At 69.9% G+C, this 24,308-nt stretch carries 22 protein-coding genes, 1 pseudogene and 1 riboswitch; of the genes and pseudogenes, 15 read left to right on the forward strand and 8 right to left on the reverse strand.

Features of this window, described 5'->3' with window-relative positions:
- The 3 genes from gspD to ACSAMQ_RS14395 all read left to right on the forward strand — a co-directional run.
- A partial coding sequence (gene gspD / locus ACSAMQ_RS14385; protein WP_435396306.1) for a type II secretion system secretin GspD occupies positions 1-1,819 on the forward strand: 1,819 nt, incomplete at its 5' end.
- Positions 1,820-2,156: 337 nt separating this feature from the next.
- Complete coding sequence (locus ACSAMQ_RS14390; RefSeq protein ID WP_435396307.1) at positions 2,157-2,996, forward strand: glycosyltransferase family 2 protein; 840 nt, start codon at positions 2,157-2,159, stop codon at positions 2,994-2,996.
- Complete coding sequence (locus ACSAMQ_RS14395) at positions 2,980-3,915, forward strand: glycosyltransferase (protein ID WP_435396308.1); 936 nt, start codon at positions 2,980-2,982, stop codon at positions 3,913-3,915. Before ACSAMQ_RS14390 ends, ACSAMQ_RS14395 begins: the two co-directional genes overlap by 17 nt.
- A gap of 253 nt (positions 3,916-4,168) precedes the next feature.
- Here ACSAMQ_RS14395 and ACSAMQ_RS14400 read toward each other — a convergent pair whose 3' ends face one another.
- Positions 4,169-5,131 (reverse strand): MBL fold metallo-hydrolase, encoded by a 963-nt coding sequence (locus ACSAMQ_RS14400; protein ID WP_435396309.1) that lies wholly within the window; start codon positions 5,129-5,131, stop codon positions 4,169-4,171.
- 197 nt (positions 5,132-5,328) lie between these two features.
- Here ACSAMQ_RS14400 and ACSAMQ_RS14405 point away from each other — a divergent pair, with 197 nt between their 5' ends.
- A complete protein-coding gene (locus ACSAMQ_RS14405; RefSeq protein WP_435396310.1) occupies positions 5,329-6,198 on the forward strand; it encodes a hypothetical protein in 870 nt (289 codons plus the stop codon).
- 33 nt (positions 6,199-6,231) lie between these two features.
- Here the strand turns inward: ACSAMQ_RS14405 and pyrF are convergent, their stop codons facing one another.
- The 4 genes from pyrF to lpxO form a co-directional block, all read right to left on the reverse strand.
- Positions 6,232-7,044, reverse strand: a complete 813-nt coding sequence (gene pyrF / locus ACSAMQ_RS14410; protein WP_435396311.1) for an orotidine-5'-phosphate decarboxylase — start codon at positions 7,042-7,044, stop codon at positions 6,232-6,234.
- Between the two features lie 234 nt (positions 7,045-7,278).
- Positions 7,279-8,016, reverse strand: coding sequence for a type I methionyl aminopeptidase (gene map, locus ACSAMQ_RS14415; RefSeq protein ID WP_435396312.1), 738 nt, complete (start codon positions 8,014-8,016; stop codon positions 7,279-7,281).
- A 190-nt stretch (positions 8,017-8,206) separates the two neighbouring features.
- Entirely contained in the window at positions 8,207-9,868 is a 1,662-nt protein-coding gene (gene ettA, locus ACSAMQ_RS14420; RefSeq protein ID WP_435396313.1) for an energy-dependent translational throttle protein EttA, read from the reverse strand.
- 261 nt (positions 9,869-10,129) lie between these two features.
- On the reverse strand, positions 10,130-11,032 hold the full coding sequence (gene lpxO / locus ACSAMQ_RS14425; protein WP_435396314.1) for a lipid A hydroxylase LpxO: 903 nt from the start codon (positions 11,030-11,032) through the stop codon (positions 10,130-10,132).
- A gap of 227 nt (positions 11,033-11,259) precedes the next feature.
- Between lpxO and glyA the strand changes: the two genes are divergently transcribed.
- The 11 genes and pseudogenes from glyA (at position 11,260) to thiL (ending at position 21,962) form a co-directional block, all read left to right on the forward strand.
- Positions 11,260-12,513, forward strand: coding sequence for a serine hydroxymethyltransferase (glyA, locus tag ACSAMQ_RS14430; protein WP_435396315.1), 1,254 nt, complete (start codon positions 11,260-11,262; stop codon positions 12,511-12,513).
- Positions 12,514-12,660: 147 nt separating this feature from the next.
- Entirely contained in the window at positions 12,661-13,179 is a 519-nt protein-coding gene (nrdR, locus tag ACSAMQ_RS14435; protein ID WP_435396316.1) for a transcriptional regulator NrdR, read from the forward strand.
- 49 nt (positions 13,180-13,228) lie between these two features.
- Entirely contained in the window at positions 13,229-14,419 is a 1,191-nt protein-coding gene (locus ACSAMQ_RS14440) for a hypothetical protein (protein WP_435396317.1), read from the forward strand.
- A gap of 34 nt (positions 14,420-14,453) precedes the next feature.
- Positions 14,454-15,236, forward strand: a complete 783-nt coding sequence (locus tag ACSAMQ_RS14445; protein ID WP_435396318.1) for a hypothetical protein — start codon at positions 14,454-14,456, stop codon at positions 15,234-15,236.
- Positions 15,233-16,330, forward strand: coding sequence for a bifunctional diaminohydroxyphosphoribosylaminopyrimidine deaminase/5-amino-6-(5-phosphoribosylamino)uracil reductase RibD (ribD, locus tag ACSAMQ_RS14450; RefSeq protein ID WP_435396319.1), 1,098 nt, complete (start codon positions 15,233-15,235; stop codon positions 16,328-16,330). The genes ACSAMQ_RS14445 and ribD overlap by 4 nt, the downstream gene beginning before the upstream one ends.
- Before the next feature lie 197 nt (positions 16,331-16,527).
- Entirely contained in the window at positions 16,528-17,304 is a 777-nt protein-coding gene (locus tag ACSAMQ_RS14455) for a class I SAM-dependent methyltransferase (protein WP_435396320.1), read from the forward strand.
- A 294-nt stretch (positions 17,305-17,598) separates the two neighbouring features.
- A riboswitch (FMN riboswitch) is annotated at positions 17,599-17,778 on the forward strand.
- 168 nt (positions 17,779-17,946) lie between these two features.
- Positions 17,947-18,537, forward strand: a pseudogene (locus ACSAMQ_RS14460) (riboflavin synthase); the annotation flags it as partial.
- A gap of 92 nt (positions 18,538-18,629) precedes the next feature.
- On the forward strand, positions 18,630-19,793 hold the full coding sequence (gene ribB / locus ACSAMQ_RS14465; protein ID WP_435396321.1) for a 3,4-dihydroxy-2-butanone-4-phosphate synthase: 1,164 nt from the start codon (positions 18,630-18,632) through the stop codon (positions 19,791-19,793).
- Positions 19,794-19,925: 132 nt separating this feature from the next.
- A complete protein-coding gene (gene ribH, locus ACSAMQ_RS14470) occupies positions 19,926-20,393 on the forward strand; it encodes a 6,7-dimethyl-8-ribityllumazine synthase (protein WP_057916922.1) in 468 nt (155 codons plus the stop codon).
- Positions 20,390-20,851: a transcription antitermination factor NusB gene (gene nusB / locus ACSAMQ_RS14475; protein ID WP_435396322.1), complete on the forward strand. Its 462-nt coding sequence runs from the start codon at positions 20,390-20,392 to the stop codon at positions 20,849-20,851. Before ribH ends, nusB begins: the two co-directional genes overlap by 4 nt.
- Before the next feature lie 88 nt (positions 20,852-20,939).
- Positions 20,940-21,962, forward strand: a complete 1,023-nt coding sequence (gene thiL, locus ACSAMQ_RS14480) for a thiamine-phosphate kinase (RefSeq protein WP_435396323.1) — start codon at positions 20,940-20,942, stop codon at positions 21,960-21,962.
- 63 nt (positions 21,963-22,025) lie between these two features.
- On the opposite strand, the gene ACSAMQ_RS14485 is transcribed toward thiL, so the two are convergent.
- From ACSAMQ_RS14485 to ACSAMQ_RS14495, 3 genes are all read right to left on the reverse strand, one after another.
- The gene (locus tag ACSAMQ_RS14485; RefSeq protein ID WP_435396324.1) at positions 22,026-23,411 is read right to left on the reverse strand and encodes an FAD-binding oxidoreductase; all 1,386 of its coding nucleotides are present in this window, start codon (positions 23,409-23,411) and stop codon (positions 22,026-22,028) included.
- On the reverse strand, positions 23,408-23,950 hold the full coding sequence (locus ACSAMQ_RS14490) for a metal-dependent hydrolase (RefSeq protein WP_435396325.1): 543 nt from the start codon (positions 23,948-23,950) through the stop codon (positions 23,408-23,410). Before ACSAMQ_RS14490 ends, ACSAMQ_RS14485 begins: the two co-directional genes overlap by 4 nt.
- Positions 23,951-23,962: 12 nt before the next feature.
- Positions 23,963-24,308, reverse strand: a 346-nt coding sequence (locus tag ACSAMQ_RS14495; RefSeq protein ID WP_435396326.1) for a YraN family protein, incomplete at its 5' end; no start/stop codon positions are given.

A 24,308-nucleotide genomic window follows, 5' to 3' on the forward strand; every position in this document is an offset into this window, starting at 1 on the left:
GGGCACGCCCAAACCGGTCAGCGCCGCCGAAGCGCTGAACCTGCTCGAGATGGTGCTGAGCTGGAACAACGCGCGCCTGGTGTACACCGGCGGCCGCTACAACATCGTCCCGTCCGACCAGGCCCTGGCCGGCAACGTCGCGCCGCGCACCGGTTCGGCCACGGCCGCGCGCGGCTTCGAGGTGCGCACGGTGCCGCTGAGGTTCATCTCGGCCACCGAGATGGAAAAGATCCTCAAGCCGTACGCGCGTCCGAACGCGATCGTCACCGTCGACAACTCGCGCAACGTGATCAGCGTCGGCGGCACCCGCGCCGAGCTCGAAAACTATCTGCGCACGATCGAAGTGTTCGACGTCGACTGGCTGTCGGGCATGTCGGTCGGCGTGTTCCCGCTGCAGTCGGGCAAAGCCACCAAGGTCGTCGCCGACCTGGAGAAAGTGTTCGGCGAGCAGAGCAAGTCGCCGGTCTCGGGCATGTTCCGCTTCATGCCGCTGGAAGGCGCGAACGCGGTCATGGTGATCACACCGCAGGCCGATTACCTCGACGACATCAAGGACTGGCTGGACCGCATCGACAGCGCAGGCGACAACGTCCAGTTGTTCACCCTGGAACTCAAATACATCAAGGCCAAGGACCTCGCCGATCGCCTCGCCGAAGTCTACGGCTCCAACCGCAGCGGCAACGGCGGCGGCGACAACGGCCCGCCTTCGCTGATGCCCGGCCTGGAATCGGTCGAGTTGCGCGATAGCGACAATGGCACCTCGAGCGCCGACATCGGCAAGAGCGGCAGCGACGGCGGTTCGAGTTCCAGCGGCGGCGGCCTCGGCGGCGGCGCGTCGCTGGGTTCGCGCCAGTCCGGCAACGGCTCGGTCACCCTTGAGGTCGATGGCTCCAAGGTCGGCGTATCGGCGGTCGAGGAAACCAATTCGATCCTGGTGCGCAGCAGCCCGCAGGCCTGGAAGTCGATCCGCAACGTGATCGACAAGCTCGACGTGATGCCGATGCAGGTGCACATCGAGGCGCAGGTGGCCGAGGTCGAACTCGGCGGCGTGCTCGAATACGGCGTGCAGTGGTTCCTCGACCGCGCCACCATCGACAACGGTTTCGGCGATCTCAGCCGCAGCACCAATCCGGCGGTGCCGCCGAAGTGGAGCACCTTGGCGGCGAGCATCGGCGGCGTCAGCGGCAACGGCCTGTCTTGGTCGCTGATCAAGAACAATGCCGCAGCGGTTCTCTCGGCGCTGGATTCGGTCACCGACGTGCATGTCCTGCAGACGCCTTCGGTATTCGTGCGCAACAACGCCGAAGCCACGCTCAACGTCGGCACGCGCATTCCGATCGAATCGGTGTCGGTCAACACCGGCACCGGCAACAACAACACCGTCAGCCAAGTGCAGTACCTCGACACCGGCGTGATCCTCAAGGTGCGTCCGCGGGTGAGCCGCGACGGCATGGTGTTCCTGGACATCGTCCAGGAAGTCAGCTCGGTCGGCGCACCGCTCAACAACACCAGCACCAACGTCACCATCAACACCAAGAAGCTCAAGACCGAGGCCGCAGTGCAGAGCGGCGAGACGGTGTTGCTGGCGGGCCTGATCGCCGACGAAACCCGGCGCAGCTCGGGCGGTTTGCCGGGCCTGAACCGCGTGCCGGTGCTGGGCGCGCTGTTCGGTAAGCAGAAGTCGGCGACCACGCGTCGCGAGACCATCATCCTGTTGACCCCGACCCTGGTGCGCAACCCGCAGGAGTCGCGCAACCTGACCGACGAATACAGCCGTCGTTTCCGCGCCATGGAACCCTTGCAGCCCAAGAAGAAGTAAGCCTGGCTGCGCGGTGTCTGCGGTGTCTGCCTGGGGCCGGCTCGCCGGCCCCATCGCTTTGCAGGGCCCGCCGGCTCGCCGGCCCCATCGCTTTGCGGGGCCCGCCGGTTTGCCGGCCCCATTGTTTTCGGGGCCACGCACCTTGCCGGCTCGGTCGTTCTGCGGACCGTCGCCTGGTCCCCAATTGTCTGCGGGCCAGTGGCGCCGCGCCCACGCCACCGTGCCCCGGCCTCGGGTCGAATAGTTCAAGCCATGTCCGCCGCCCACGACCGCCCCGACGAACGCTCCCTTGCCCGGCCGGCTATGGGACCATGCGGCTTCGTGATAGAACCCCGCCATGACTGAATTGCCCATCGTCGTAGTGCCGGTCGGTGCCGACGACGACGCACTCGATGCTTGCCTCGCCGCACTGGAGCTGTGCACGCCGCCGGGTGCGCGGGTGTGGCTGGCCGACGACGCCCGCGCCGGGCCACGCGGCTACGCCATCGTCGAACGCTGGCTCCAGCGCACCGCGCTCAAGGCCGATTACAGCCGCCGGCAGCGCAGCCTCGGCGAGGTCGCTCACCTGGACGAAGTGTTGAGCGTCTGCGGCGACGCCGATGTGGCCGTGCTCGCCCCCGACGCGGTGCCCGCGCCGGGCTGGCTGTCGCGACTGAGCGCCTGCCTGGCCGCCGACGGCGCGATCGCTTCGGCCACGCCCTGGTGCAACGCCGGCGAAGCGGCGGCCTGGCCGCGGATCGGCGAGATCGCGCCCCTGCCGGACGCTGAAGACGCCGACCGCCTGTCGCGGGCCCTGCAGCAGATGCCGGCGCTGTACCCGGAACTGCCGGCCGCGATCGGCCACGCGGTGCTGCTGCGCGGCAGCGCCCGCCGCCGCGCCGGCGGCCTGGATGCGGCGAGCTACGGCTCCTGGTATGCGGCGCTGACCGACTTGTCCCTGCGCCTGTCCGGGCTCGGCTGGCGCAACGTGTTGTGCGATACCGCTTATGTCGCTCGCGGCGGCGAAGGCCGGCCCAGCGACGGCGACATGGACGCGCTGGCCGCGCGCTGGCCGGACTGGCACGCGCGCCTGGCGAACTTCCTCATGCACGACCCCCTGCGCGAGCCGCGCCAACAACTCGCCGACCGCCTCGAACGCGTCGGCCCACCGGAACCGCAACGTGATCTCTTCCTCTGACCCCGGCCAGGCGCATCCGGGCGCCGACGAGCGCGCGGCGGCTCCCAACCAGCCGGCTCCCAACCAGCCTGCGCTCAAGGCGATCGTGGTCAGCTACCGCAGCGCGGCGACGATCGACGAATGCCTGAGCCGGCTGCGCAACAGCCTCGGCGTCCGGGCGATCCGCGTGGTGGATAACCAGTCCGACGACGGCACTCTCGACATCGTCCAGCGCCACGCCTCCGCCGACCCGCGCCTGCGCTTCATCGCCAACCCCGACAATCCGGGCTTCTCGGTCGGTTGCAACCAGGGCGCGGCCGACCTGGAGCCGTCGACGGAGCAGGACGACTGGCTGGTGTTCGTCAATCCGGACTGCATGGTCGAACGCGACACCTTGCTGCAATTGCATGCGCTGGCGGCGCCGCTCGGCGAGGTCTTGCTCAGCGCCGACCTGATCAACGAGCAGGGCGAGCGCGACGTCGCCGTGCGCCGCCGCGACCCCGATTTCGGCGCGATGCTGGCCGGCCTGCTGCGCCCGTGGGCGGCGCCAAAGATGGCGGTCGCGCCCGACGACACCCTGGCCGTGCAACAGGTCGAGGCGACCTCGGGCGCGCTGATGCTGATGCCCCGGCGCCTGTTCGCGCGTATCGGCGGCTTCGACGAGGGCTACCGCCTGCATGCCGAAGACCTCGACCTGTGCCGGCGGGTACGCGAAGCCGGCGCGGTCGTCGCGGTCGCCAACCGCGTCCGCGTCGTGCACGTGCGCGGCGTATCCAGCCGCTCGCGGCCGTTCTTCGTCGAGTGGCACAAGCATCGCGGCCTTTGGCGTTACTTCCGCAAGTTCGAGGCCTCGCGCCGCGGCGCGCTGGTGCGTATCGGCGTGTTCGCGGCGATCTGGGGGCGTTTTCCGATCGCGGCGTTGCGGGCGTGGTGGCGCTGAGCCGCGACGCTGCGCATCGCGGCCGGTTTCCGGCTGCTTCCAGTCCGCACGTTCGCGCGGTGAAATCCAGGAGCGCGCGCTCATCCGTGCTGCGCGCAGCTTCTGCCGTTGGGGGAGAAGGGAAAAGCCTGGCCTTGCCTGCAACGAAGTACCGACGCTTCGGTCGTCCGCGATGACGTTCTAGCCCCGCTCGCGGGAGAGGCGTTGGGGGGAGGGCCGGAGCGAACTCAAGCGCTTGAGTTCAACGCGCACCTCAAAGCTCCATCAGATCGCGCCCGATCACCAGGCGCCCGGCGTAATACGGCGCGACCGCGTCGCGCCAGACCTCGTCGGTCAGCGAGGGGTCGCCACCCGGCACGAAATGGCTCAGCACCAAGGTCCTCACTCCGGCTTCGGTGGCGAGGCGGCCGACCTGCTCGGTGGTGGTATGGCTGTCGAGCAGGTGCTGGCGCAAACGGCCGGCCTGGGCTTCGCTGGCGATCAGCCGCTCCAGCGCGGGCAGGTACATGACCTCGTGCACCAGCACGTCGGCGCCGCGCGCGAGTTCGATCAGCGCCGGCGAAGGCCGGGTGTCGCCGGAGAACACGATCGAGCGGTCCGGGCAGTCGAAACGGTAGGCGAAGGCCGGCGCCATCGGCGGATGATCGACCAGGGCCGCGGTGACCTTGACCCGCTCGTCGCGCATCACCACGCCGCCGCGGCGCAGTTCGTGCGGGCGGATCAGCGGCGCCAGCGGCGGGCGGCCTTCGTCGGCGACGCGGGTGCGGATGTCCTCGGCGTTGAGCTGCAGGAAGCGCCGGGTCATGCGCGCCAGCGGCGGCGGACCCCAGGTGCCGACCGGCCGGCGCAGGTCGGCGGCCCAGGCCAGCAACAGCAGATTGCCGTAGTCGGCGTTGTGGTCGGAATGGTGGTGGGTGAGAAAGACCTCGCGGATCGCGCCGAGCGGCAGCCCGGCCAGGGCCATCTGCCGGGCGACGCCGTTGCCGCAGTCGACGATGTAGACCGCGCCGTCGACGACCACCGCTTGCGCGGGCGCCGCGCGCAGCGACTTCGGGGTCGGGCCGCCGGCGGTGCCGAGCAGGATCAGGCGCGACCGCGGTGACGCCGCCGCGGGCGCGGCCCCTGCGGAGCCGAAACCCGGCGCCAGCGCGCCGAGGGCCAGGCCACCGGTGGCGGCGAGAAAACGTCTGCGGGACCAGGTGTCGATGGCGGCCATGGCCACAGCCTAATGCCATGCGGTCGCGCCGGGCCAACGGTGCGGTCGTACTCGGCACGCACGTATCTGGAGCGGCGCTCGCTCGGGGCGTGTGCCGCCAGTCGGAAAATGCAGCGCGGCGACGTTGCCGGCTCGGGCCCGGCCGTATAGTCGGTCGGACGACCACAGGGGGTCGGTCAGTCGACAGGGAGTCGGTGATGTCCATCTTCAGCAAGTGGTTCGGCGGCAAGCCCGCGAGTTCGCAACAGGCGGCACCGATGGACCTGGTGACTTTCGCAGAGCGCTACGCCGCGGCGGTGCGTACCGCCTGGCCCGAGGCCCGGGTCGAGATCGGGCACGGTGCGGCGACCGCCGACACCCGGGTCGACTGGAGCCTGCCGGACGGCTTCAAGGCCACTCATTTTCTCGGCAACAGCTATCTGCGCTATCTCGGCGTGCCGCAGCAGCTCGAGACGATCTTCGCCGAGCAGCTGGCGGGCGCGCGCGCGATCCAGAGCGATTTCGCCAGCGGGTCCGAGGCCGCGAACACGGTGATCCTGCCGGTGCTGAAGACGCGCGGCTGGCACGAGACCGCTTTGCAGCAGGCGCGCGCATTCGGCACCGAGTCGATGCTGCCCTTCATCGTCGAGCCGCTGGCCGGCGACCTGGTCCTGACCTATGTCGAGGACACCCCGGATTCGATGAGTTTCCTGTCGCCGTCGGAGGCCGAGCGGCGCGGTCTCGACCGCGAAAGCCTGTACACCCAGGCGCTCGACAACCTGACCCGGTTCCTGCCGGAACTCGACGTGCAGGGCGGCGGCGGGCGCTATGTCGCCCGGCTCGACCGCAACTACGACGCCAGCATGGTGCTGCTGTTCGATCGTTGGCGCGACCGCATCGAGGTCAAGGGCGAGCCGGTGTTCGCGATCGCCGCGCGCGACGAGCTGATGCTGTGCGGCAGCGAGGACGACGACAGCGTCGCCTCGTTGCGCGACATCGCCGGCGAGATCGCGCTGTCGTCGAGCTACAACCTCTCGCGCGCCTTGTTCATCCACCGCGACGGCGGGCTGCAGGTGTTCGCGAGCTGACCCCGGCGTGGCGGGCGCGCGCTGGACCAAGGCTCAGCGGTAACGGTTGACCTCGTCGCGCAGGGACTTCGCTGCCGCGGCTGAGGCGGCGGCATAGTCGTCTGCGTTGGAGGCGTACAGAATCGCGCGCGAACTGCTGATCATCAGGCCGGTGCCGTCGGCAGTCTTGGCGTTGGTCACCACTGCCTCGACGTCGCCGCCCTGCGCGCCCACGCCGGGCACCAGGAACGGCACCTCGCCGACGATCGCGCGCACTTCGCGCAGTTGCGACGGCCAGGTCGCGCCGACCACCAGCGCGCAGTTGCCGTGGCCGTTCCATTCGCGCGCGACCTTCTCGGCGACGTGCTGGTACAGCGGGCGGCCGGCGACGTCCAGATCCTGCAGGTCGCCGGCACCGGGGTTGGAGGTGCGGCACAGCACCACCACGCCGCGGTCGGCGCGGTCGAGGAAAGGCTGGACCGAGTCGCGTCCGAGATAGGGGTTGGCGGTGACCGCATCGGCGCCGTAGCGGTCGAAGGCTTCGGTGACGTAATGCTGGGCGGTGCTGCCGATGTCGCCGCGCTTGCTGTCGAGGATCACCGGGATGCCGGGATGGTTCGCGTGCGCGTAGGCGACCAGGCGGGCCAGCGCGTCTTCGGCGCCGAGCGCGGCGAAGTGGGCGATCTGCGGCTTGAACGCGCAGGCGTACTCCGCGGTGGCGTCGATGATGTCGCGATTGAAGGCGAACACCGCATCGGCGTCGCCGGCGAAACGCGCCGGAAACTTCGCCGGTTCCGGGTCGAGACCGACGCAGACCAGAGTGCCGGCCTGTTGCCAGCGTTGACGCAATGCCTGCATGAAGCTCATCGATGCGATTCCTGATGGTGATTGCAGTAAATCTGTTTCAACTCGATGCGGCGCGGAACCTCCCGTCCCAACCGCCCCGCACCGTATCGTTCCTACTTCCTACTTCCTACTTCCTACTTCCTACTTCCTACTTCCTACTTCCTACTTCCTACTTCCTACTTCCTACTTCCTACTTCCTACTTCCTACTTCCTACTTCCGCGAGCCCCGAGCCCCGAGTCCCGAGTCCCCAACCCTCAAGTCACCACAATCGGCGCCCCACGAGTAACGACTACGGTGTGCTCGAACTGCGCGGCATACCCGCGGCGGCAACGCATCGCCCAGCCGTCGTCGCCTTCGTCGACCCGGGTGCAATGGGTGGCCAGGAAAGGTTCGATCGTGATCACCATGCCGTCGTGCAGACGGCGGGTGTCGCGCGGATCGTAGTAGCCGGGAATGCTGCCGGGCGCTTCGTGCAGCGAGCGGCCGACGCCGTGGCTGCCGAGGTTGCGGATCACCCGGAAACCGCGCCGCGCAGCGATGCCTTCCACGGTGCGGCCGATGCTGTTGATCGGGTTGCCGGCGCGCAACTGCGCGATCGCCGCGTCGCGGGCTTCGCGGGTGGCGTCGAGCAGGCGCTGTTGCGCCTGGCTGGCGGAGCCGACCACGAAGCTGCCGCCGGTGTCGGCGAAGTAGCCGTCGAGCTCGGCCGAGACGTCGATGTTGATCAGGTCGCCGTCGCGCAACACGCTGGCGTCGGGAATGCCGTGCGCGGCGACCGCGTTGATGCTGATGCAGGTCGCGCCGGGAAAATCGTAGGTCAGCGCCGGCGCCGAACGCGCGCCGGCGGCGCGCATCATCTCCGCGCCGATCGCATCGAGGTCGCGCGATACCGCGCCGGCCACCGCGGCTTCGCGCATGGTCGCGAGAATGCCGGACACCAGGGCACCTGCGCGGCGCAGGCCTTCGAGTTCGTGGGCGTGTTCGACGGTCATGATGCGCTCCTCGGTCGGTGGCGGAGGCCCGGCGGTGGCGCTCGGCCTGCGCGCATGATTTGGCTCGCGCCGGCGCGGATCGCGCCGTCCGCGGCCGAGTGCGGGAAACCGCGCCGCATCGACCCCCGTGTGCGCGGGATCGGACTTCGCCAAGGCCGCCCGCGCCAGGCGCGGGCGGCCCCTGGGGGCCTTACTTCAATGCCTTGAAGCGCAAGCGGTGCGGGCGTGCGCCTTCTTCGCCGAGACGACGCTTCTTGTCTTCCTCGTACTCGCGGTAGTTGCCCTGGAAGAACTCCACGTGCGAATCGCCTTCGAAGGCGAGGATGTGGGTGGCGATGCGGTCGAGGAACCAGCGGTCGTGCGAGATGACCACCGCGCAGCCCGGGAACTCCAGCAGCGCGTCTTCGAGCGCGCGCAGGGTTTCCACGTCGAGGTCGTTGGACGGTTCGTCGAGCAGCAGCACGTTGCCGCCCTGCAGCAGGGTCTTGGCCAGGTGCAGGCGGCCGCGTTCGCCGCCCGACAGGGAGCCGACCATCTTCTGCTGGTCCTGACCCTTGAAGTTGAAGCGGCCGATGTAGGCGCGCGACTGGATCTCGACACCGTTGATGTTGAGAATGTCGGCGCCGCCGGAGACTTCCTGGAAGACGTTGTGGTTGCCTTCGAGCTTGTCGCGGCTCTGGTCGACGTAGGCGATCTTGGTGCTGGGGCCCTTGACGATCTCGCCGCTATCCGGGGTTTCCTGGCCGGTGATCATCTTGAACAGCGTCGACTTGCCGGCGCCGTTGGGGCCGATGATGCCGACGATCGCGCCGGGCGGAATGATGAAGCTCAGATCGTCGATGAGCAGGCGGTCGCCGAACGACTTGGAGACGTTCTTGAACTCGATCACCGAATTGCCGAGACGCTCGCCCGGCGGAATGAAGATTTCGTTGGTCTCGTTGCGGCGCTGGTACTCGACCGAGTTGAGTTCCTCGAAGCGGGCCAGACGCGCCTTGCCCTTGCTGCGGCCGCCCTTGGCGTTGCTGCGCACCCACTCGAGTTCCTTGGCCAGCGCCTTCTGGCGCGCCTTCTCGGTGTTTTCTTCCTGCTTCAGGCGCTCGGACTTCTGCTCCAGCCACGCGGTGTAGTTGCCCTTCCACGGAATGCCGCGGCCACGGTCGAGTTCGAGAATCCACTCGGCGGCGTTTTCGAGGAAGTAACGATCGTGGGTCACCGCCACCACGGTGCCGGTGTAGCGCGCCAGGAACTGTTCCAGCCATTCGACCGATTCGGCGTCGAGATGGTTGGTCGGTTCGTCGAGCAGCAGCATGTCGGGCTTCTGCAGCAGCAACTGGCACAGCGCGACGCGGCGCTTCTCGCCGCCCGACAGCTTGCCGATGATCGCGTCCCACGGCGGCAGGCGCAGCGCGTCGGCGGCGACTTCCAGCTGGTGTTCGAGAGTGTGCGCATCGCCGGAGGCGAGGATCGCTTCCAGGCGCTGCTGTTCGGCGGCGAGCTTGTCGAAGTCGGCGCCTTCCTCGGCGTAGGCCTCGTAGATCTTGTCGAGCGCGGCCTGCGCGCTGAGCACGTCGCCGACGCCTACTTCGACCGCTTCGCGCACGGTCTGGGTCGGGTCGAGCTGCGGTTCCTGGGCCAGGTAACCGACCTTGATGCCGGTGGCCGGACGCGCTTCGCCGCTGAAATCGGTATCGACGCCGGCCATGATCTTCAGCACCGTCGACTTGCCTGCGCCGTTGAGGCCGAGCAGGCCGATCTTGGCGCCGGGGAAGAACGACAGCGAGATGTCCTTGATGATCTGACGCTTCGGCGGCACGGTCTTGCTGACGCCGTTCATGGTGTAGATGTATTGCATGCGGGCTCCGAAGCATGGACGCGCCGAGCCGGGCCGAGGCGGCCTGGGGCGGGGCGGGAAACCGCGATTATCCCGCAGGCGCTGGCTGCGTTCCAGCGCGAAGGCCGGCGGGATAGGGCGGAGGGAACGGACGGGGAACCGCCGAAACCCTCAACCGAGCCGGCAAGGCCCGCTGGAGCGGTTCGGCGGCCGGATCGGCGCGTTGCGGGCGGGGCCGGAACTCGAGCGCCCTGCGTGCCTGGGTTCAGCTTCGCCGATGGCTTACAGCCAGACGATCAGCGCGATCACGCCGGCGACCAGGGCGTACTTGAGCGCGTAATAGGTGCCCTTGCTGCGCGCCCGCAGGGCCTTGGCCTTCAGGCGCAGGGCGTAGAAGTACTTGAACAGGCGGTTGATGCCGCCGGTCTTGTCGCCTTCCATGTTCGGCGAGGCGCCCGCGGCGATCAGGTGTTTGGCGATGAACCGGTTCAGGCCGCGCGCCCAGGCCCAGCGCATCGGCCGTTCAATGTCGCAGAACAGGATGATGCGGTTCTGCCCGGAGCCGTTCTGGGCCCAGTGGATATAGGTCTCGTCGAACATGGTCCATTCGCCGTCGCGCCAGCTGTAGCGGGTGCCGTCGACGTCGATGAAGCAGGCGTCGTCGTTGGGCGTGTCCAGGCCCAGGTGCAGGCGCAGCGAGCCGGCATAGGGGTCGCGGTGCGGGCGCAGCTCGCCGCCGGGCGGCAGCTCGGTGAACATCGCCGCCTTGACCCCGGGGATCTGCCGCAGCAGCTCGGTGGTGACCGGGCACAGCTCGGCCGCCGAGGGGTGGGCGTCGTCGTACCACTTCAGGTAGAAGCGCTTCCAGCCGCGGCGGAAAAACGAATTGAAGCCGACGTCGTTGTAGCCGTCGGCGGCCTTGATCTGCTGGATCGCGCGCAGGTGCAGGGCCTCGGCGCGGATCTCGCGCCAGCGCGCGCGCAGCGGTTCGAGCTCGGGGAAATGCTGGTCCGGGCTCAGGAAGGCGGTGGTCGGCACGCGCGAGCAGGCGTACATCAGCACGTTGACCGGCGCCATGAAGGTCGAATGGTCGAGCAACTGGCGGCCAAGACGGTGGCGTACGCGGCCGCGCAGGTGCACGTACACCGCGCTGGCGAGGAACAGGAAAACGAAGACCCATTTCACGGTCGGGACATCCAGGGGCGAGGCAAGGGGGGCGACGGAGCGCGCAGGCTGTATTGTCCGTCGGCGCCGGGGCCGGCGGCAGCCCCGCTTTGGCGGTTGGCCGCCATACGCCCCTAGGCTAACATTTCAAGTCTTACGTCAAGCCCGCCCGCGGATCCACACGGCCCGGCCTGATGCGAGGTTCCCCCCTCCCTCCCGTCCGTTCTCTCCCCTCCCGAGGCCGCGTAATGTTCCCGAGCCACACCCGTATTGCCGGATTTGACGATGAACTCGCCCAGGCCATGGCCGCCGAGGTCCGCCGCCAGGAAGACCACGTCGAGCTCATCGCCTCGGAGAACTACGCCAGCCCGCGCGTCCTCGAAGCCCAGGGCAGCGTGCTGACCAACAAGTACGCCGAGGGCTATCCGGGCAAGCGTTACTACGGCGGCTGCGAATACGTGGACATCGCCGAGCAGCTCGCGATCGACCGCGCCAAGCAGCTGTTCGGCGCCGATTACGCCAACGTCCAGCCGCATTCGGGCTCGCAGGCCAACCAGGCCGTGTACTTCGCCCTGCTCAACCCGGGCGACACCATCCTCGGCATGAGCCTGGCCCACGGCGGCCACCTCACCCACGGCGCCAAGGTCAACGCCAGCGGCAAGCTGTTCAACGCCGTGCAGTACGGGGTCGACGACCAGGGCCTGATCGATTACGACGAAGTCGAGCGCCTGGCGGTCGAGCACAAGCCGAAGATGGTCGTGGCCGGCTTCAGCGCCTATTCGCAGGTCGTCGACTGGGCGCGCTTCCGCGCCATCGCCGACAAGGTCGGCGCCCTTCTGTTCGTCGACATGGCCCACGTCGCCGGCCTGATCGCCGCAGGCGTGTACCCGAGCCCGCTGCCGCACGCCCACGTCGTCACCTCGACCACCCACAAGACCCTGCGCGGCCCGCGCGGCGGCATCATCGTCGCCAAGGACCCGTCCGAGGACCTGGTCAAGAAGCTGCAGAGCATCGTGTTCCCGGGCATCCAGGGCGGTCCGCTGATGCACGTGATCGCGGCCAAGGCGGTCGCCTTCAAGGAAGCGCTGGAGCCGGAATTCAAGGAATACCAGGCGCAGGTGGTCAAGAACGCCCAGGCGATGGCCAAGACCATCATCGCGCGCGGCTACAAGATCGTCTCCGGCGGCACGCAGAACCACCTGATGCTGGTCGACATGATCGGCAAGGGCATCACCGGCAAGGACGCGGAAGCCGCGCTCGGCCAGGCCCACATCACGGTCAACAAGAACGCCGTGCCGAACGACCCGCAAAAGCCGTTCGTGACCTCGGGCCTGCGCATCGGCACCCCGGCGGTCACCACCCGCGGCTACAAGGAAGCCGACTGCGTCGCCCTGGCCGAATGGATCTGCGACGTGCTCGACAACCCGAAGGACGAGAAGGTCATCGCCGGAGTCCGCGAGAACGTGACCAAGCAGTGCGCCCAGTTCCCGGTGTATGAGTAAGCCCTCGGGACTCGGGGTTCGGGGTTCGGGACTCGGCGAAGCGCCGAGTCCCGAGTCTGAGCATATCGTCAGGCGACGACCGCAACGCGCAGCCGAACTTTTATCCGAGTCCCGAGTCCTGAGTCCCGAGTCCCGGGTGGAGCGCTGATGCATTGCCCCTTCTGCCAGCACCAGGACACCCGCGTCATCGATTCGCGCGTGTCCGACGACGGCGCGACGATCCGCCGCCGTCGCGTCTGCGAGGCGTGCGGGGAACGTTTCAGCACGATCGAGACGATCGAGCTCAAGCTGCCGGTCATCATCAAGGGCGATGGCCGCCGCGAAGCCTTCGACGCGCGCAAGCTACGCGCCGGTTTCGACCGCGCGCTGCAGAAGCGGCCGGTCTCGGAAGAACAGATCGAGTCGGCGGTGCGCGCGGTGGTCCACCAACTGCGCATGACCGCCGAGCGCGAGCTCGCCTCGCGCCGGGTCGGCGAGTTCGTCATGGCCGAACTGCGCAAGCTCGACCATGTCGGCTACGTGCGTTTCGCCTCGGTCTATCGCTCGTTCGAGGACGTCGCCGATTTCCGCGAGGAACTCGACCGGCTCGAGCGCGACATTCCGGGCGAGGGCCAACTGCCCTTGCTCGGCGACGACGAGCCGCGCCCGGACAAGAAGAAGCGCTGAGCTTCCCTGCCGAGGCAGGGCTTTGTTACGCGGCGAAAGGAGTTCGCGCATGTTGAAGGCATACCGATCCGCACTGCCGGTGCTCGCCTGGTTGGGCCTGGCCCTGCTGCCGTGCCGGGCCCCGGCCGCCGATCCGATCGAGGATCGCCAGCGTGCGGCGCTCGCCGGCCGCTATTTCCTCGAAGACGCCGACGAGGCCGTCTCGGAACTGGTGCTCCAGCGCGACGGCCGTTTCCGGTGGAGCCTCAGCGACGGTGCGACGGTCCAGTCCGCCGGCGGCCAGTGGAACGTGGGCGGCGACGGCATCGTGTTGAGCACGGATACGCCCGCGGTCGAGGCGCCGGTGTTCGCACTCGATCAGACCGTCGCCTGGACTGCGGACGCGCAAAAGCGCCTGGACGAGTACGCGGCGGAACGACGGCAGGCCCTGATCGAGGCGGCCTGCGGTTACCTGAAGACCTATGGCTCCGGGGTCGAATACGCCGAGCTGCTTGCGGCCAGCCTGCCCGAGGCGGGGCCCGCCGATGCAGCAGGCCGCAGCGCCGCGGTGGCGTCGCTGGCGCCGGCGTTGGCGGCGCTCGAACAGTCGCGGCTGGCGCTGGAAGCGACGGCGGCGCAGACCAGGCCGAAAGCCTGGCAGGCGGCGACGCCGGACAATGCGGCCTCGGCCGCGAAGGCTGCGGCCGAGGCCGGCGCCGAGGAAGACGGCCTGCTCGACGACGGCGCGCTCGATGAGGACCAAGTGGCGGCGGATATCGCGGTGCGCACTTATCTGCAGCGGTTGGAGCAGGCCGCCGCGTTGCACGCGACGGCCGGCCGTGCCATGCCGAAGCTGCCCGCGCCGCGATTCGACCGCGAGCGCTGCCTGGACCCGGCGGCCAGGGCCGAGGGACGAGGCGGCTACGCGGTCGTGATCGGCGACCCGCAGCGCGGCTATCGGGCGCAGGGGATCGGCGTCGAGTTCGTGTATTCCGACGGGCGCAGCGAGCGCACCGAGACCGGTCCGGGCGGCTGGGCTCTGGCGGTGCAGCGTCCCGGGGTGCGGCTGACCCGGGCGATCCTACAACCGGCCGATCGCCCGCGCGAAACCGTGGCGCTGGACGAAAGCCAGGGCCGCATTTTCGCGATACGCCTGGACAGCGCCGCAGCGATGCCGGCGCCGTTCGAACAATTGATCCTGACCCGCGACGAGGGCGGCCTGATCGCGCCGCGGATACCCGGCCGCTATGTGCGGCATTGACAGTGGTTTGCCGGAGGATGCGATGAATCATCGGATGGCCGCTTTTCGTGCCGGCGCATTCGCCGCGATCGCCGGCTTCGCGTCCCCAGCGGCGTTCGCGGCCGCCTGCGCGCCCGCCGACGCGGCGCTGGCGGGGGCTTATGCCGGTACCGAAGCCAAGGCCAGGCCGAGCCTGCAGTTGAACCATGACGGCAGCTTCCGTATGCGCGAGGTACCGACCCCGGGCCTGGACGTGGCCGGCTGCTGGCAACGCAGCGAGCAGACCGTCGTGCTCATGGAGCGCGCGCTCGACAGCGAGAACGGCATCAGGCGCGCGTTGCCGCCGCCGTTGACCGACACCGATCTGGACCGGGTGCGCGGCGGCGGCATCGACACTCTGCAGCAGGCGGTGGATGCGGGTTTGCTGCCGATGGGGCGTTGGTGGGCGCATCGGCCGCGACGCGCCGGCGAGACGGTGCGGCTGAAGGTGTACGACCCGCGCTACGGTTTGGCGGTGGGCGACGCCAGGGGACTGCTCCGACTGGCCGATGGCCGGACGATCGAGCAAAGCCCGGTGCGCGGCGACGATGGGACCTTCGAGTTCGAGGCCTTGCCCGCCGATGCCGCGGTGAAAGCGATCGGCGTACGCTTCCCCGAACAGCCCGATACGCAGCGCTGGCTGGGCGTGGACGGTCCTACCAGGCTGCTGTACCTGATCGAGTTCGACGCACAGACCACCGACGCGGGCGAGGGCGGGGTGATGACTTTGACCCTGCAAGCCGACCGCAGCCTGATTTCCGATTTCCCCGACGCCACCCACTTCAAGCGCACGCCATGACCATGCCCTTCTCCGCCATCGATCACCTGCACATGGCCCGCGCGCTGCGCCTGGCCGAGAAAGGCGCGTACACAACCAAGCCCAATCCGCTGGTGGGCTGTGTGATCGCACACGGCGACGAAGTCGTCGGCGAAGGCTGGCACGAGCGCGCCGGCGAGCCGCACGCGGAAGTGCACGCCTTGCGTGCCGCCGGCGATCGCGCACGCGGCGCGACCGTCTACGTGACCTTGGAACCCTGCGCCCACACCGGACGCACCGGGCCGTGCAGCGAGGCCTTGATCGCAGCCGGCGTCGGCCGCGTGGTCGCGGCGATGCGCGACCCGTTTCCGCAGGTCGACGGCGCCGGTTTCGCCCGCTTGCAGACGGCCGGCATCGAGGTCGCGAGCGGTTTGATGGAAACGCAGGCGCGCGCGCTCAACCGCGGTTTCCTGTCGCGCATCGAGCGCGGCCGGCCGTGGCTGCGGGTCAAGCTGGCGACCAGCCTGGACGGGCGCAGCGCGCTGGCCAGCGGCGAATCCAAGTGGATCAGCGGCGAAGCTTCGCGCCTGGACGTGCAGCACTGGCGCGCGCGCGCCGGCGCGATCGTGACCGGCGCCGGTACCGTGCTCGCCGACGACCCCTCGCTGACCGTGCGCCTCGGCGACGACACCGCCTTCGTCGCGCCCCTGCGCGTGGTGCTCGACCCGGGCCTGGCCACGGTCGCGCGCGGCCGGGTGCGCGAAGGCGATGCGCCGACCCTGTACCTGCATGCCCCCGACGCCAAGCCGCCGCGCGGCTTCGCCGCCCAGCACGCGGCGGTGCCGATGCGCCAGGGCCGGTTCGACCTGGAAGCGGTGCTCAAGCTGCTCGCCGAGCGCGGCGTCAACGAAATCCAGCTCGAAGCCGGCGCGACCCTGGCCGGCGCCTTCCTCGCCGGCGGCTGGGTCGACGAGGTCCTGCTGTACGTCGCCCCGGTATTGCTAGGCGAAAGCGCGCGACCCCTGTTCGACGGCCTCGGCATCGAGGCGATGAAGGACAAACTGCGCCTGGATCTGGTCGACCTGCGCCGGCTCGGCGAGGACACGCGGGTGCTGTTGCAGCCGCGGCAGGGGTAAGTGGAGGAACTAGGAACTAGCAGCGAGAAGTGTGGAGTAAGCGAGAGCGCCGGCGGGGCCGCTTTGCCCACTTCTGACTCCTCACTCCTCATTCTCTCCGGTTGCCGCAAGCTCGACAACGGAAGCGGGGAGCGGGCGAAAGCTTCGCCGCGCTTCGGCTCCGCTCACTCCTCACTGATCACCCCTCGACCTCCCTCATGAATCAAAACGCATTCAAGGACCATTTCTCCGCGCTCGCCGGCAGCTATGCGGCGGCGCGGCCGGAATATCCCGAGGCCTTGTTCGAGCTGATCGCGGCGCAGGTGCCGGCGAGCGCGCGGGTGTGGGAGGCCGGTTGCGGCAGCGGCCAGGCCACGCGCGGCCTGGCGGCGCGCTTCGCCCAGGTCCACGCGACCGAGCCGAGCGCGCAACAGATCGAACGACACTGGGCGCACGACGCGTCGCTGCGCGGCAGCGGCAACGTCAGCCTGGCGATCGAGCCGGCCGAGCGCACCGAACAGGCCGACGCCAGCGTGCAGTTGATCGCGGTCGCGCAGGCGCTGCACTGGTTCGAGCGCGAGCGCTTCTTCGCCGAGTGCGAGCGCGTGCTGGCACCGGGCGGCGTGCTCGCGGCCTGGGGTTACTGCGATTTCATCGCGCCCGAAGGCATGGTCGGCGCGGTCGCGGACTTCCGCGAGCAGATCGAAGAGCACTGGCCGCCGGAGCGGGTCCAGATCGAACAGCGTTATGCCGGTTACGAGTGGCCGTTCCCGGCCTTGCCGGCGCCGGCGCTGTGGCTGGAAGCGGAGTGGGGGCTGCGGCGCTTTCTCGGCTACTTGAACAGCATGTCGGCGACCGCACGCTGCCGCGCGGCGACCGGCGAAGACCCGGTCGCGCGGCACGGACCGGCGCTGTCGGCGGCCTGGGGCGCGTCGGGCGACGTGCGGACCGTGCAATGGCCGCTGTTCCTGCATCTGCGGCGCAAGCCGGATTGAGTGCCGGCGCGGAAGCGCACTGGGTGGAAGCGAGTTGATTGGGGCGTGGCGGGCCGTGGGCCTGCGCTGCCTGCGGATGCTCCGGGCGAGCGCCGGAAATCCGAGTCTTTCTTACGAGTATGCCTGAAGCCCGTGCCGGCCAGGCCCGCCAGACCCGGCCAAGCCCGGCCACACCTGCCGCCGCCGCGGCGCCATGGGCGGAACAGTGCATCCGCAGCCGGCCGAGGCGGACAACCGGCCGGCCCCGGCCCGGGTGCTAAACTGCGCCCGCCGGTTCGCCGGCGCTTCACTACGTAACGTCTTCAGGGCGGGGCGAAACTCCCCACCGGCGGTAGGCGCGGTCACGCGCGAGCCCGCGAGCGCCTGCAGGCCACGGTTCCGAAGGCGGTCACGTCCCGGACCCGGCCCGCAGGGTCAGCAGATCCGGTCCGATGCCGGAGCCGACGGTCACAGTCCGGATGAAAGAAGACGGCCATGCACGGCTCGCGCTCGCAAGAGCCGGGAGCACCGAATCCGCGGCGCCGCCGCGGGTCGCGCGCTGGCCCATGCCTTGAGGCGTTTTTCGCTCACCACATGCGGGAAACGTTTCATGACCCACTTCCATCGCGATATCGCAGCGGCGCTCCGTCAGGAGATCCGCTGATGTTCACCGGCATCATCGAAGGCGTCGGCTCGCTCGCCGCCAGCCAGGACCTCGGCGGCGACGTGCGCCTGCGCATCGCCACCGGCAGCCTCGACTTCAGCGCGCCCAGGCTCGGCGAGAGCATCGCCGTCAACGGCGTGTGTCTGACCGTGATCTCGTTCGGCGAGGACTGGTTCGAGGCCGACGCGTCGACCGAGACCCTGTCGCTGACCACGCTCGGCGCGCTCGAGCACGGCGCCCTCGTCAACCTGGAGCGGGCGATGCGCCCGACCGACCGCCTCGGCGGCCACATGGTCAGCGGCCACGTCGACGGCGTCGGCGCGGTGCTGAGCGTGCACGAAGACGCCCGCGCCCAGCGCTGGCGTTTCCGCGCGCCGGCCGCGCTGCTGCGCTACATCGCCAAGAAAGGCTCGATCTGCGTCGACGGGGTCAGCCTGACCGTCAACGAAGTCGACGACGACGGCTTCGAAGTCGCCCTGATCCCGCACACCGTCGAGCACACCGCGTTCGCGCAGACCGCGGTCGGCGATGCGGTCAACCTGGAAATCGATCTGGTCGCGCGTTACGTCGAGCGCCTGCTCGGCGCCCGTCAAACCGGCTCCGACCAACTCGGCTCCGACCAACTCGGTTCCGACCAACTCGGTTCCGATCGAACCGACCCCCACGCTGCCGGAGCCGCCGCATGAATTTCGCGACCGTCCCCGAATTGCTCGAGGAAATCCGCGCCGGCCGCATGGTCGTGATCGTCGACGACGAAGACCGCGAGAACGAAGGCGACCTGATCATGGCCGCCGAGCTGGTGCGCCCGGCCGACATCAACTTCATGGTCACCCATGCGCGCGGCCTGGTCTGCCTGTCGCTGATGCGCGAGCGTTGCCTGCAGCTCGGCCTGGGACCGATGGTGCGCGACAACACCTCCTCGCACCACACCAACTTCACCGTCAGCATCGAAGCCGCCGAGGGCGTCACCACCGGCATCTCGGCCTACGATCGCGCCCACACCGTGCGCACCGCGGTGCGGCCCGACGCCAAGCCCTCCGACCTGGCCCAGCCCGGCCACATCTTCCCGTTGATGTCGCAGCCCGGCGGCGTGCTCAGCCGCGCCGGCCACACCGAGGCGGCGAGCGATCTGGCCTTGCTCGCCGGCCTGGAGCCGGCCGGCGTGCTGGTCGAGGTGCTCAACGCCGACGGCAGCATGGCGCGGCGCCCGCAACTAGAAGCTTTCGCCGCCGAGCACGGGCTCAAGATCGGTTCGATCGAGGAACTCATCCGTTATCGCCTCGCCACCGAGCACACGGTCGAGCGCGTCGATGCGCGCACGATCGAGACCGAGCACGGCCCGTTCCGCCTGCTGAGCTATCGCGACCGCCTGACCCACGCGCTGCATTTCGCCCTGCAGCGCGGCGAGCCCGATGCGAACGCGCCGACCCTAGTGCGCGTGCATATCCAGAACCCGCTCGCCGACGCCCTGCATTGGCGCCGGCCGGACTTCGGCCCGGCGGTCGGCGACGTGCTGGCGGCGATCGCCCGCGAAGGCAGCGGCGCGCTGGTGGTGTTGGCCGATCACGCCGACGCCGACAGCCTGCTGGCGCGCGTGCGCGAGACGGCGGCGGGCGAGGCGGCGCAGGACGCGGCATCCGCCGACGAGGCCGCCGAGACCGTCGCGCCGGTGCCGACCCGTGGCCATGCGCTGGCCGAGTGGCGGCGCAACGGCGCCGGCGGCCAGATCCTGGCCGATCTCGGCCTGGGCAAGCTGCGCGTGCTCGGCACCCCGCGCCGGCAGATCGGCCTGGCCGGCTTCGGCCTGGAAGTCGTCGAATACGTCGATATCGCCAAGCTCGGTTGAGCCCGGCGAGGCCGGCGGCCGCTCTCGGCGGCCGGCCCGCCAGGGCGGCGCCGCGGACCGAAGCGTCCCGGCGCCCGGCACCGGCCGGCCCCAGCCGCTAAACTATCCCTTTCGTCCAGCCGATTCCCCCTCATGCCCCATTACGAAGGCGACCTGCGCAGCCCCGAGGGCGCGCGCTACGCCATCATCGCCAGCCGCTGGAACCCGCGCATCACCGACACCCTCGTGGCCGGCGCCCGCAAGACCTTCGCCGAGCACGGCGTCGCCGAGGACGCCATCGACGTGGTCCGCGTCCCCGGCGCCTGGGAACTGCCGGTGGTCGCCGCGCGCCTGGCCGTAGCCGGCCAGCACGCCGCGGTGGTCGCGCTCGGCTGCGTCGTGCGCGGCGATACCCGCCATTACGAACAAGTCGCCGACGGTTGCTCCGACGGCCTGATGCGCGTTTCGCTCGACTACGGCCTGCCGATCGCCAACGGCGTGCTGGCGGTCGAACGCCACGAGGACGCCGAGGCCCGCGCCGGCGGCAATCACGGCAACAAGGGCGAGGAAGCGGCGCTGGCCGCCCTCGAAATGAGCCATCTGCTGGGGCAATTGCCATGAACCGCCGTCGTCAGGATGGAATCGACCCCGTAGCGCGTTCGCGCGCCCGCCGCCGCGCGCTGCAGGCCGTGTACGCCTGGCAGTTGTCGGGGGCCACGGTCAGCAACGTGATCGGCCAGTTCGCCCACGAACAGGCCCACGAAGTCGCCGATCTCGATTATTTCGAAGACCTCGTGCGCGGCGTCGACAAGCATCAGGAAGAGTTGGACGTGGCCCTGGCGCCGTTCCTCGACCGCGACGTCGAACAGGTCGACCCGATCGAACGCGCCGCGCTGCGCATCGCCGCCTACGAGCTGCGCCATCGCCTCGACGTGCCATATCGCGTGGTGATCAACGAAGCGATCGAGACCGTCAAGCGCTTCGGCGCCGAACACGGCCATACCTACGTCAACGGCGTGCTCGACCATGCCGCCGCCGACTGGCGCGCGACCGAGTTCGCCGCGTCGAAGAAGCGCTGAGCGAACCTTTCGGGCGTTGCCGCGCAACGTCCGAGCGAGATGGATTGCCGAGCGCTCGATGGCGAGCGCGCACAGCGACGAGACCGCGATGAGCGCAGCCGAGTTCGACCTGATCGCCCGCATTCGCGCCCGCATCGGCGCCGGCCTGGCGCCGCGCGAGGACGTGCTGCTCGGCATCGGCGACGATGCCGCCTTGCTGCAGCCGCCGCCCGGCCGGCAACTGGTCGTCGCCACCGACACCCTCAACCGCGGCGTGCATTTCCCCGAGGACGCCGCGCCGGCCGACATCGGCTGGAAAGCGCTCGCGGTGAATCTGTCCGACCTCGCCGCGATGGGCGCGAGCCCGGCCTGGTGCACCCTGTCGCTGTCCTTGCCGGCCGAGGCCGGCTTCGAGACCGAGGCCTTCGTCGACGGCTTTCTCGACGGTTTCATCGCACTCGCCGCCGAGCACCGCGTGGCCCTGGTCGGCGGCGACACCACCCGCGGCGCCTTGTCGGTGTGCGTGACCGTGCTCGGTTTCGTCGAGCCGGGCGCTGCGCTGCGTCGCGACGCCGCGCAGACCGGCGACGAGATCTGGGCCACCGGCACGCTCGGCGACGCCGCCGCGGCGCTGGCCCTGGCCGGCATCGCGCCCTACCGCGAGGCCGCCGTGCGGCGCTGCGCCGGCGACCCGGCCACCGACAACCAACGCCTGCGCGAACGTTTGCAGCGGCCGACCCCGCGAGTGAGTGCGGGCCGCGCCTTGCGCGGTCTGGCCCATGCCGGCATCGACGTGTCGGACGGTTTGCTGGCCGACCTGGGCCATGTCTGCGCCGCATCGGGGCTCGGCGCGCGCATCGAGGCCGGTGCGCTGCCGACTTCGCCGGCCTTGGCCGCGGCCTGCGAAGGCCCTGCGCGTTGGGGCCTGCAGCTCGGCGGCGGCGACGACTACGAGCTGTGCTTCACCGCGGCGCCAGCGCAACGCGGGGCGATCGCGCAGGCCTTGGCCGCAGTCGGCACCCCGGCGACGGTGATCGGCGTGATCGAAGCCGAGCCCGGGCTGCGGGTGCGCGCGCCCGACGGGTCGGCCTGGCAGCCGAGCCGTCGCGGGTATCAGCATTTCGTGTCCTGAGCGGCGACGCCCGGCAGGCCGATCGGCGCGCCGCGTCGGCGAGAACATCGATGCGCGCGAGTCTCAGGCGTCCGGCAGCAGCTTGCCCGGGTTGAGGATGCCGTCGGGATCGAACACGGTCTTCACCTGACGCATCAGCGCCAGGGTGGCCGCATCGATGGCCTGCGGCATGAACTCGCGCTTGGCCAAGCCGATGCCGTGCTCGCCGGACAAGGTGCCGCCGAGCGCCAGGGCCAGGGCGAACACTCTCGACATCGCCGTGTGGGCGCGCGCTTTCTGATCGTCGTCGGCCGGGTCGTAGAGCAGGTTGACGTGCAGGTTGCCGTTGCCGGCATGGCCGAAACAGACGATCGGCAGGTCGAACTCGCGGGCCAGCGCCTGCACGCCGTCGACCAGTTCGGGAATGCGCGACACTGGCACCACCACGTCTTCGTTGATCTTGCCCGGTGCCAAGGTGCGCAGCGACGGCGACAGCGCCTTGCGCGCGGCCCACAGTTTTTCGCGTGCGGCTTCGTCGCTGGCGTCGTCGAGCGAGATCAGGCCGTCGCCCTGCGCCGCGCGTTTCAGCGCCGCGATCGAATGCGGCAGGGTCTGGGCGTCGCCGTCGGCCTCGATCATCAACAAGGCGCCGGCGTCCGCGGGCAGGTCGGCGCCGCCGACGTCGCGCGCCAGGCGCACGGCATGGGCGTCCATGAATTCGAGCATCGACGGCGTCACCGGCTGCGCCATCAGCCGCGCCACCGCCTGCGACGCCGCCGAAACGTCGCGGTAGATCGCGCGCAAGGCCGCACGCGCCGGCACGGCCGGAGTCAGGCGCAGGCTGGCTTCGACGATCAGGGCCAGGGTGCCTTCGCTGCCGACCAACAGGCGATGCAGGTCGTAGCCGGTCGAGCCCTTGGTGGTCGCGGTGCCGCAGACGATCAGCTCGCCGGCGCCTGTCACCGCGGTCAGCGCCAGGACGTTGTCGCGGCTGGCGCCGTATTTCACCGCGCGCGGCCCGCCCGCATTGCAGGCCAGGTTGCCGCCGACCGTGCTGAAGGCGGCGCTGGTCGGGTCCGGCGGCCAGAACAGGCCATGGGGTTTCAGCGCCGTTTGCAGATCGCCGTTGAGCACGCCGGGTTCGACGATCGCGCAACGGTCGCCCGGGCGGATCTCGAGGATCCGGTTCATGCGTTCGAACGAGACCACCACGCCGCCGGCGACCGGCACCGAGGCGCCGGTGGTGTTGGTGCCGCGGCCGCGCGCGATCACCGGCACGCGATGGCGGCGGCAGGCGCGCACCAGCGCGAGCACCTGCTCGCGCGCGCGCGGCAGCGCCACCGCGTCCGGCATCGCCTGCCGGCGCGAGTTGTCGTAGGCATAGGCGAGGCGTTCGCCGGGGTCGGTCAACCAGCCTTCGCCGAGCAGCCCCGACAACTCGCGTTGCAACTCGTCGGGCAGGGCGGTCATCGGGCGCGTTCCGAACGCGGCAGCCACTGCCGCATGGCCGCGCCGAGGGCGCCGGCGGCGAGCGCGGGCAACACGATCCAGCGCGCCTCCGACCACAGCACCTGCAGGCCGCGCGCGCTGAAGAAACGCGCGCCGATCGGCGAGACCTCGATCGGCCGCCACGGCGCGAAGATCCGCTGGTCCGACCACGGCCAATACAGGGCGACGCCGAGGCCGCCGTCGGTCAGCGCATCGAGCAACGGGTGCGAGGCGGTGCAGACGAACAACCAGGCGGCCGCGGTCCATGGCGGTGCGCGCAGCCAGCGCGAGGCGAGCGCGCCGAGCGCGGCGACGAGCGTGGAGAAGGCGAAGGAATGACTGGCGCCGCGATGGCCGAAGTCGTCGGCGTAGGCGATGCCGAGCTTGAACGCGACCACGTCGGCGTCCGGCAACACCGCGGCGAGCGCGCCGGCGATCAGCAGGCGACGGTCGATCACCCGCGAGCCCAGCGCCCAGCCCAGGGCGAGGGGAACCACGGCGTGAGTCATTACGGTCGGCATGGTACGGTCGTCTCAGAGATCGTCGGCGCGGAAGGCATCGCGCAACCAGTTCAGGCGCGGCGAGGCGGGGTCGCCGTCGGCCTCGACCACGTCGAAGCGGCAGGCGCTGTCGGCCAGGCGGGGATGCGCGGCGAGGAAACTCTGCGCCGCCAGCACCAGCTTGCGGCGCTTGCGCGCGTCGACCGAGGCCGCTCCGCCGCCGTAGCGATCGTCGCGGCGGTAGCGCACTTCGACGAACACCAGCACGGCGGCGTCGAGCATCACCAGGTCGAGTTCGCCGAAGCGGTAGTTGGCGTTCGCCGCGACCGCGCGCAGGCCGGCGGCGAGCAAGTGCGCGCGTGCGGCCGCTTCGACCGCG

This window comes from Lysobacter sp. 1R34A, assembly GCF_051217035.1.
Lineage (GTDB): Bacteria > Pseudomonadota > Gammaproteobacteria > Xanthomonadales > Xanthomonadaceae > Lysobacter.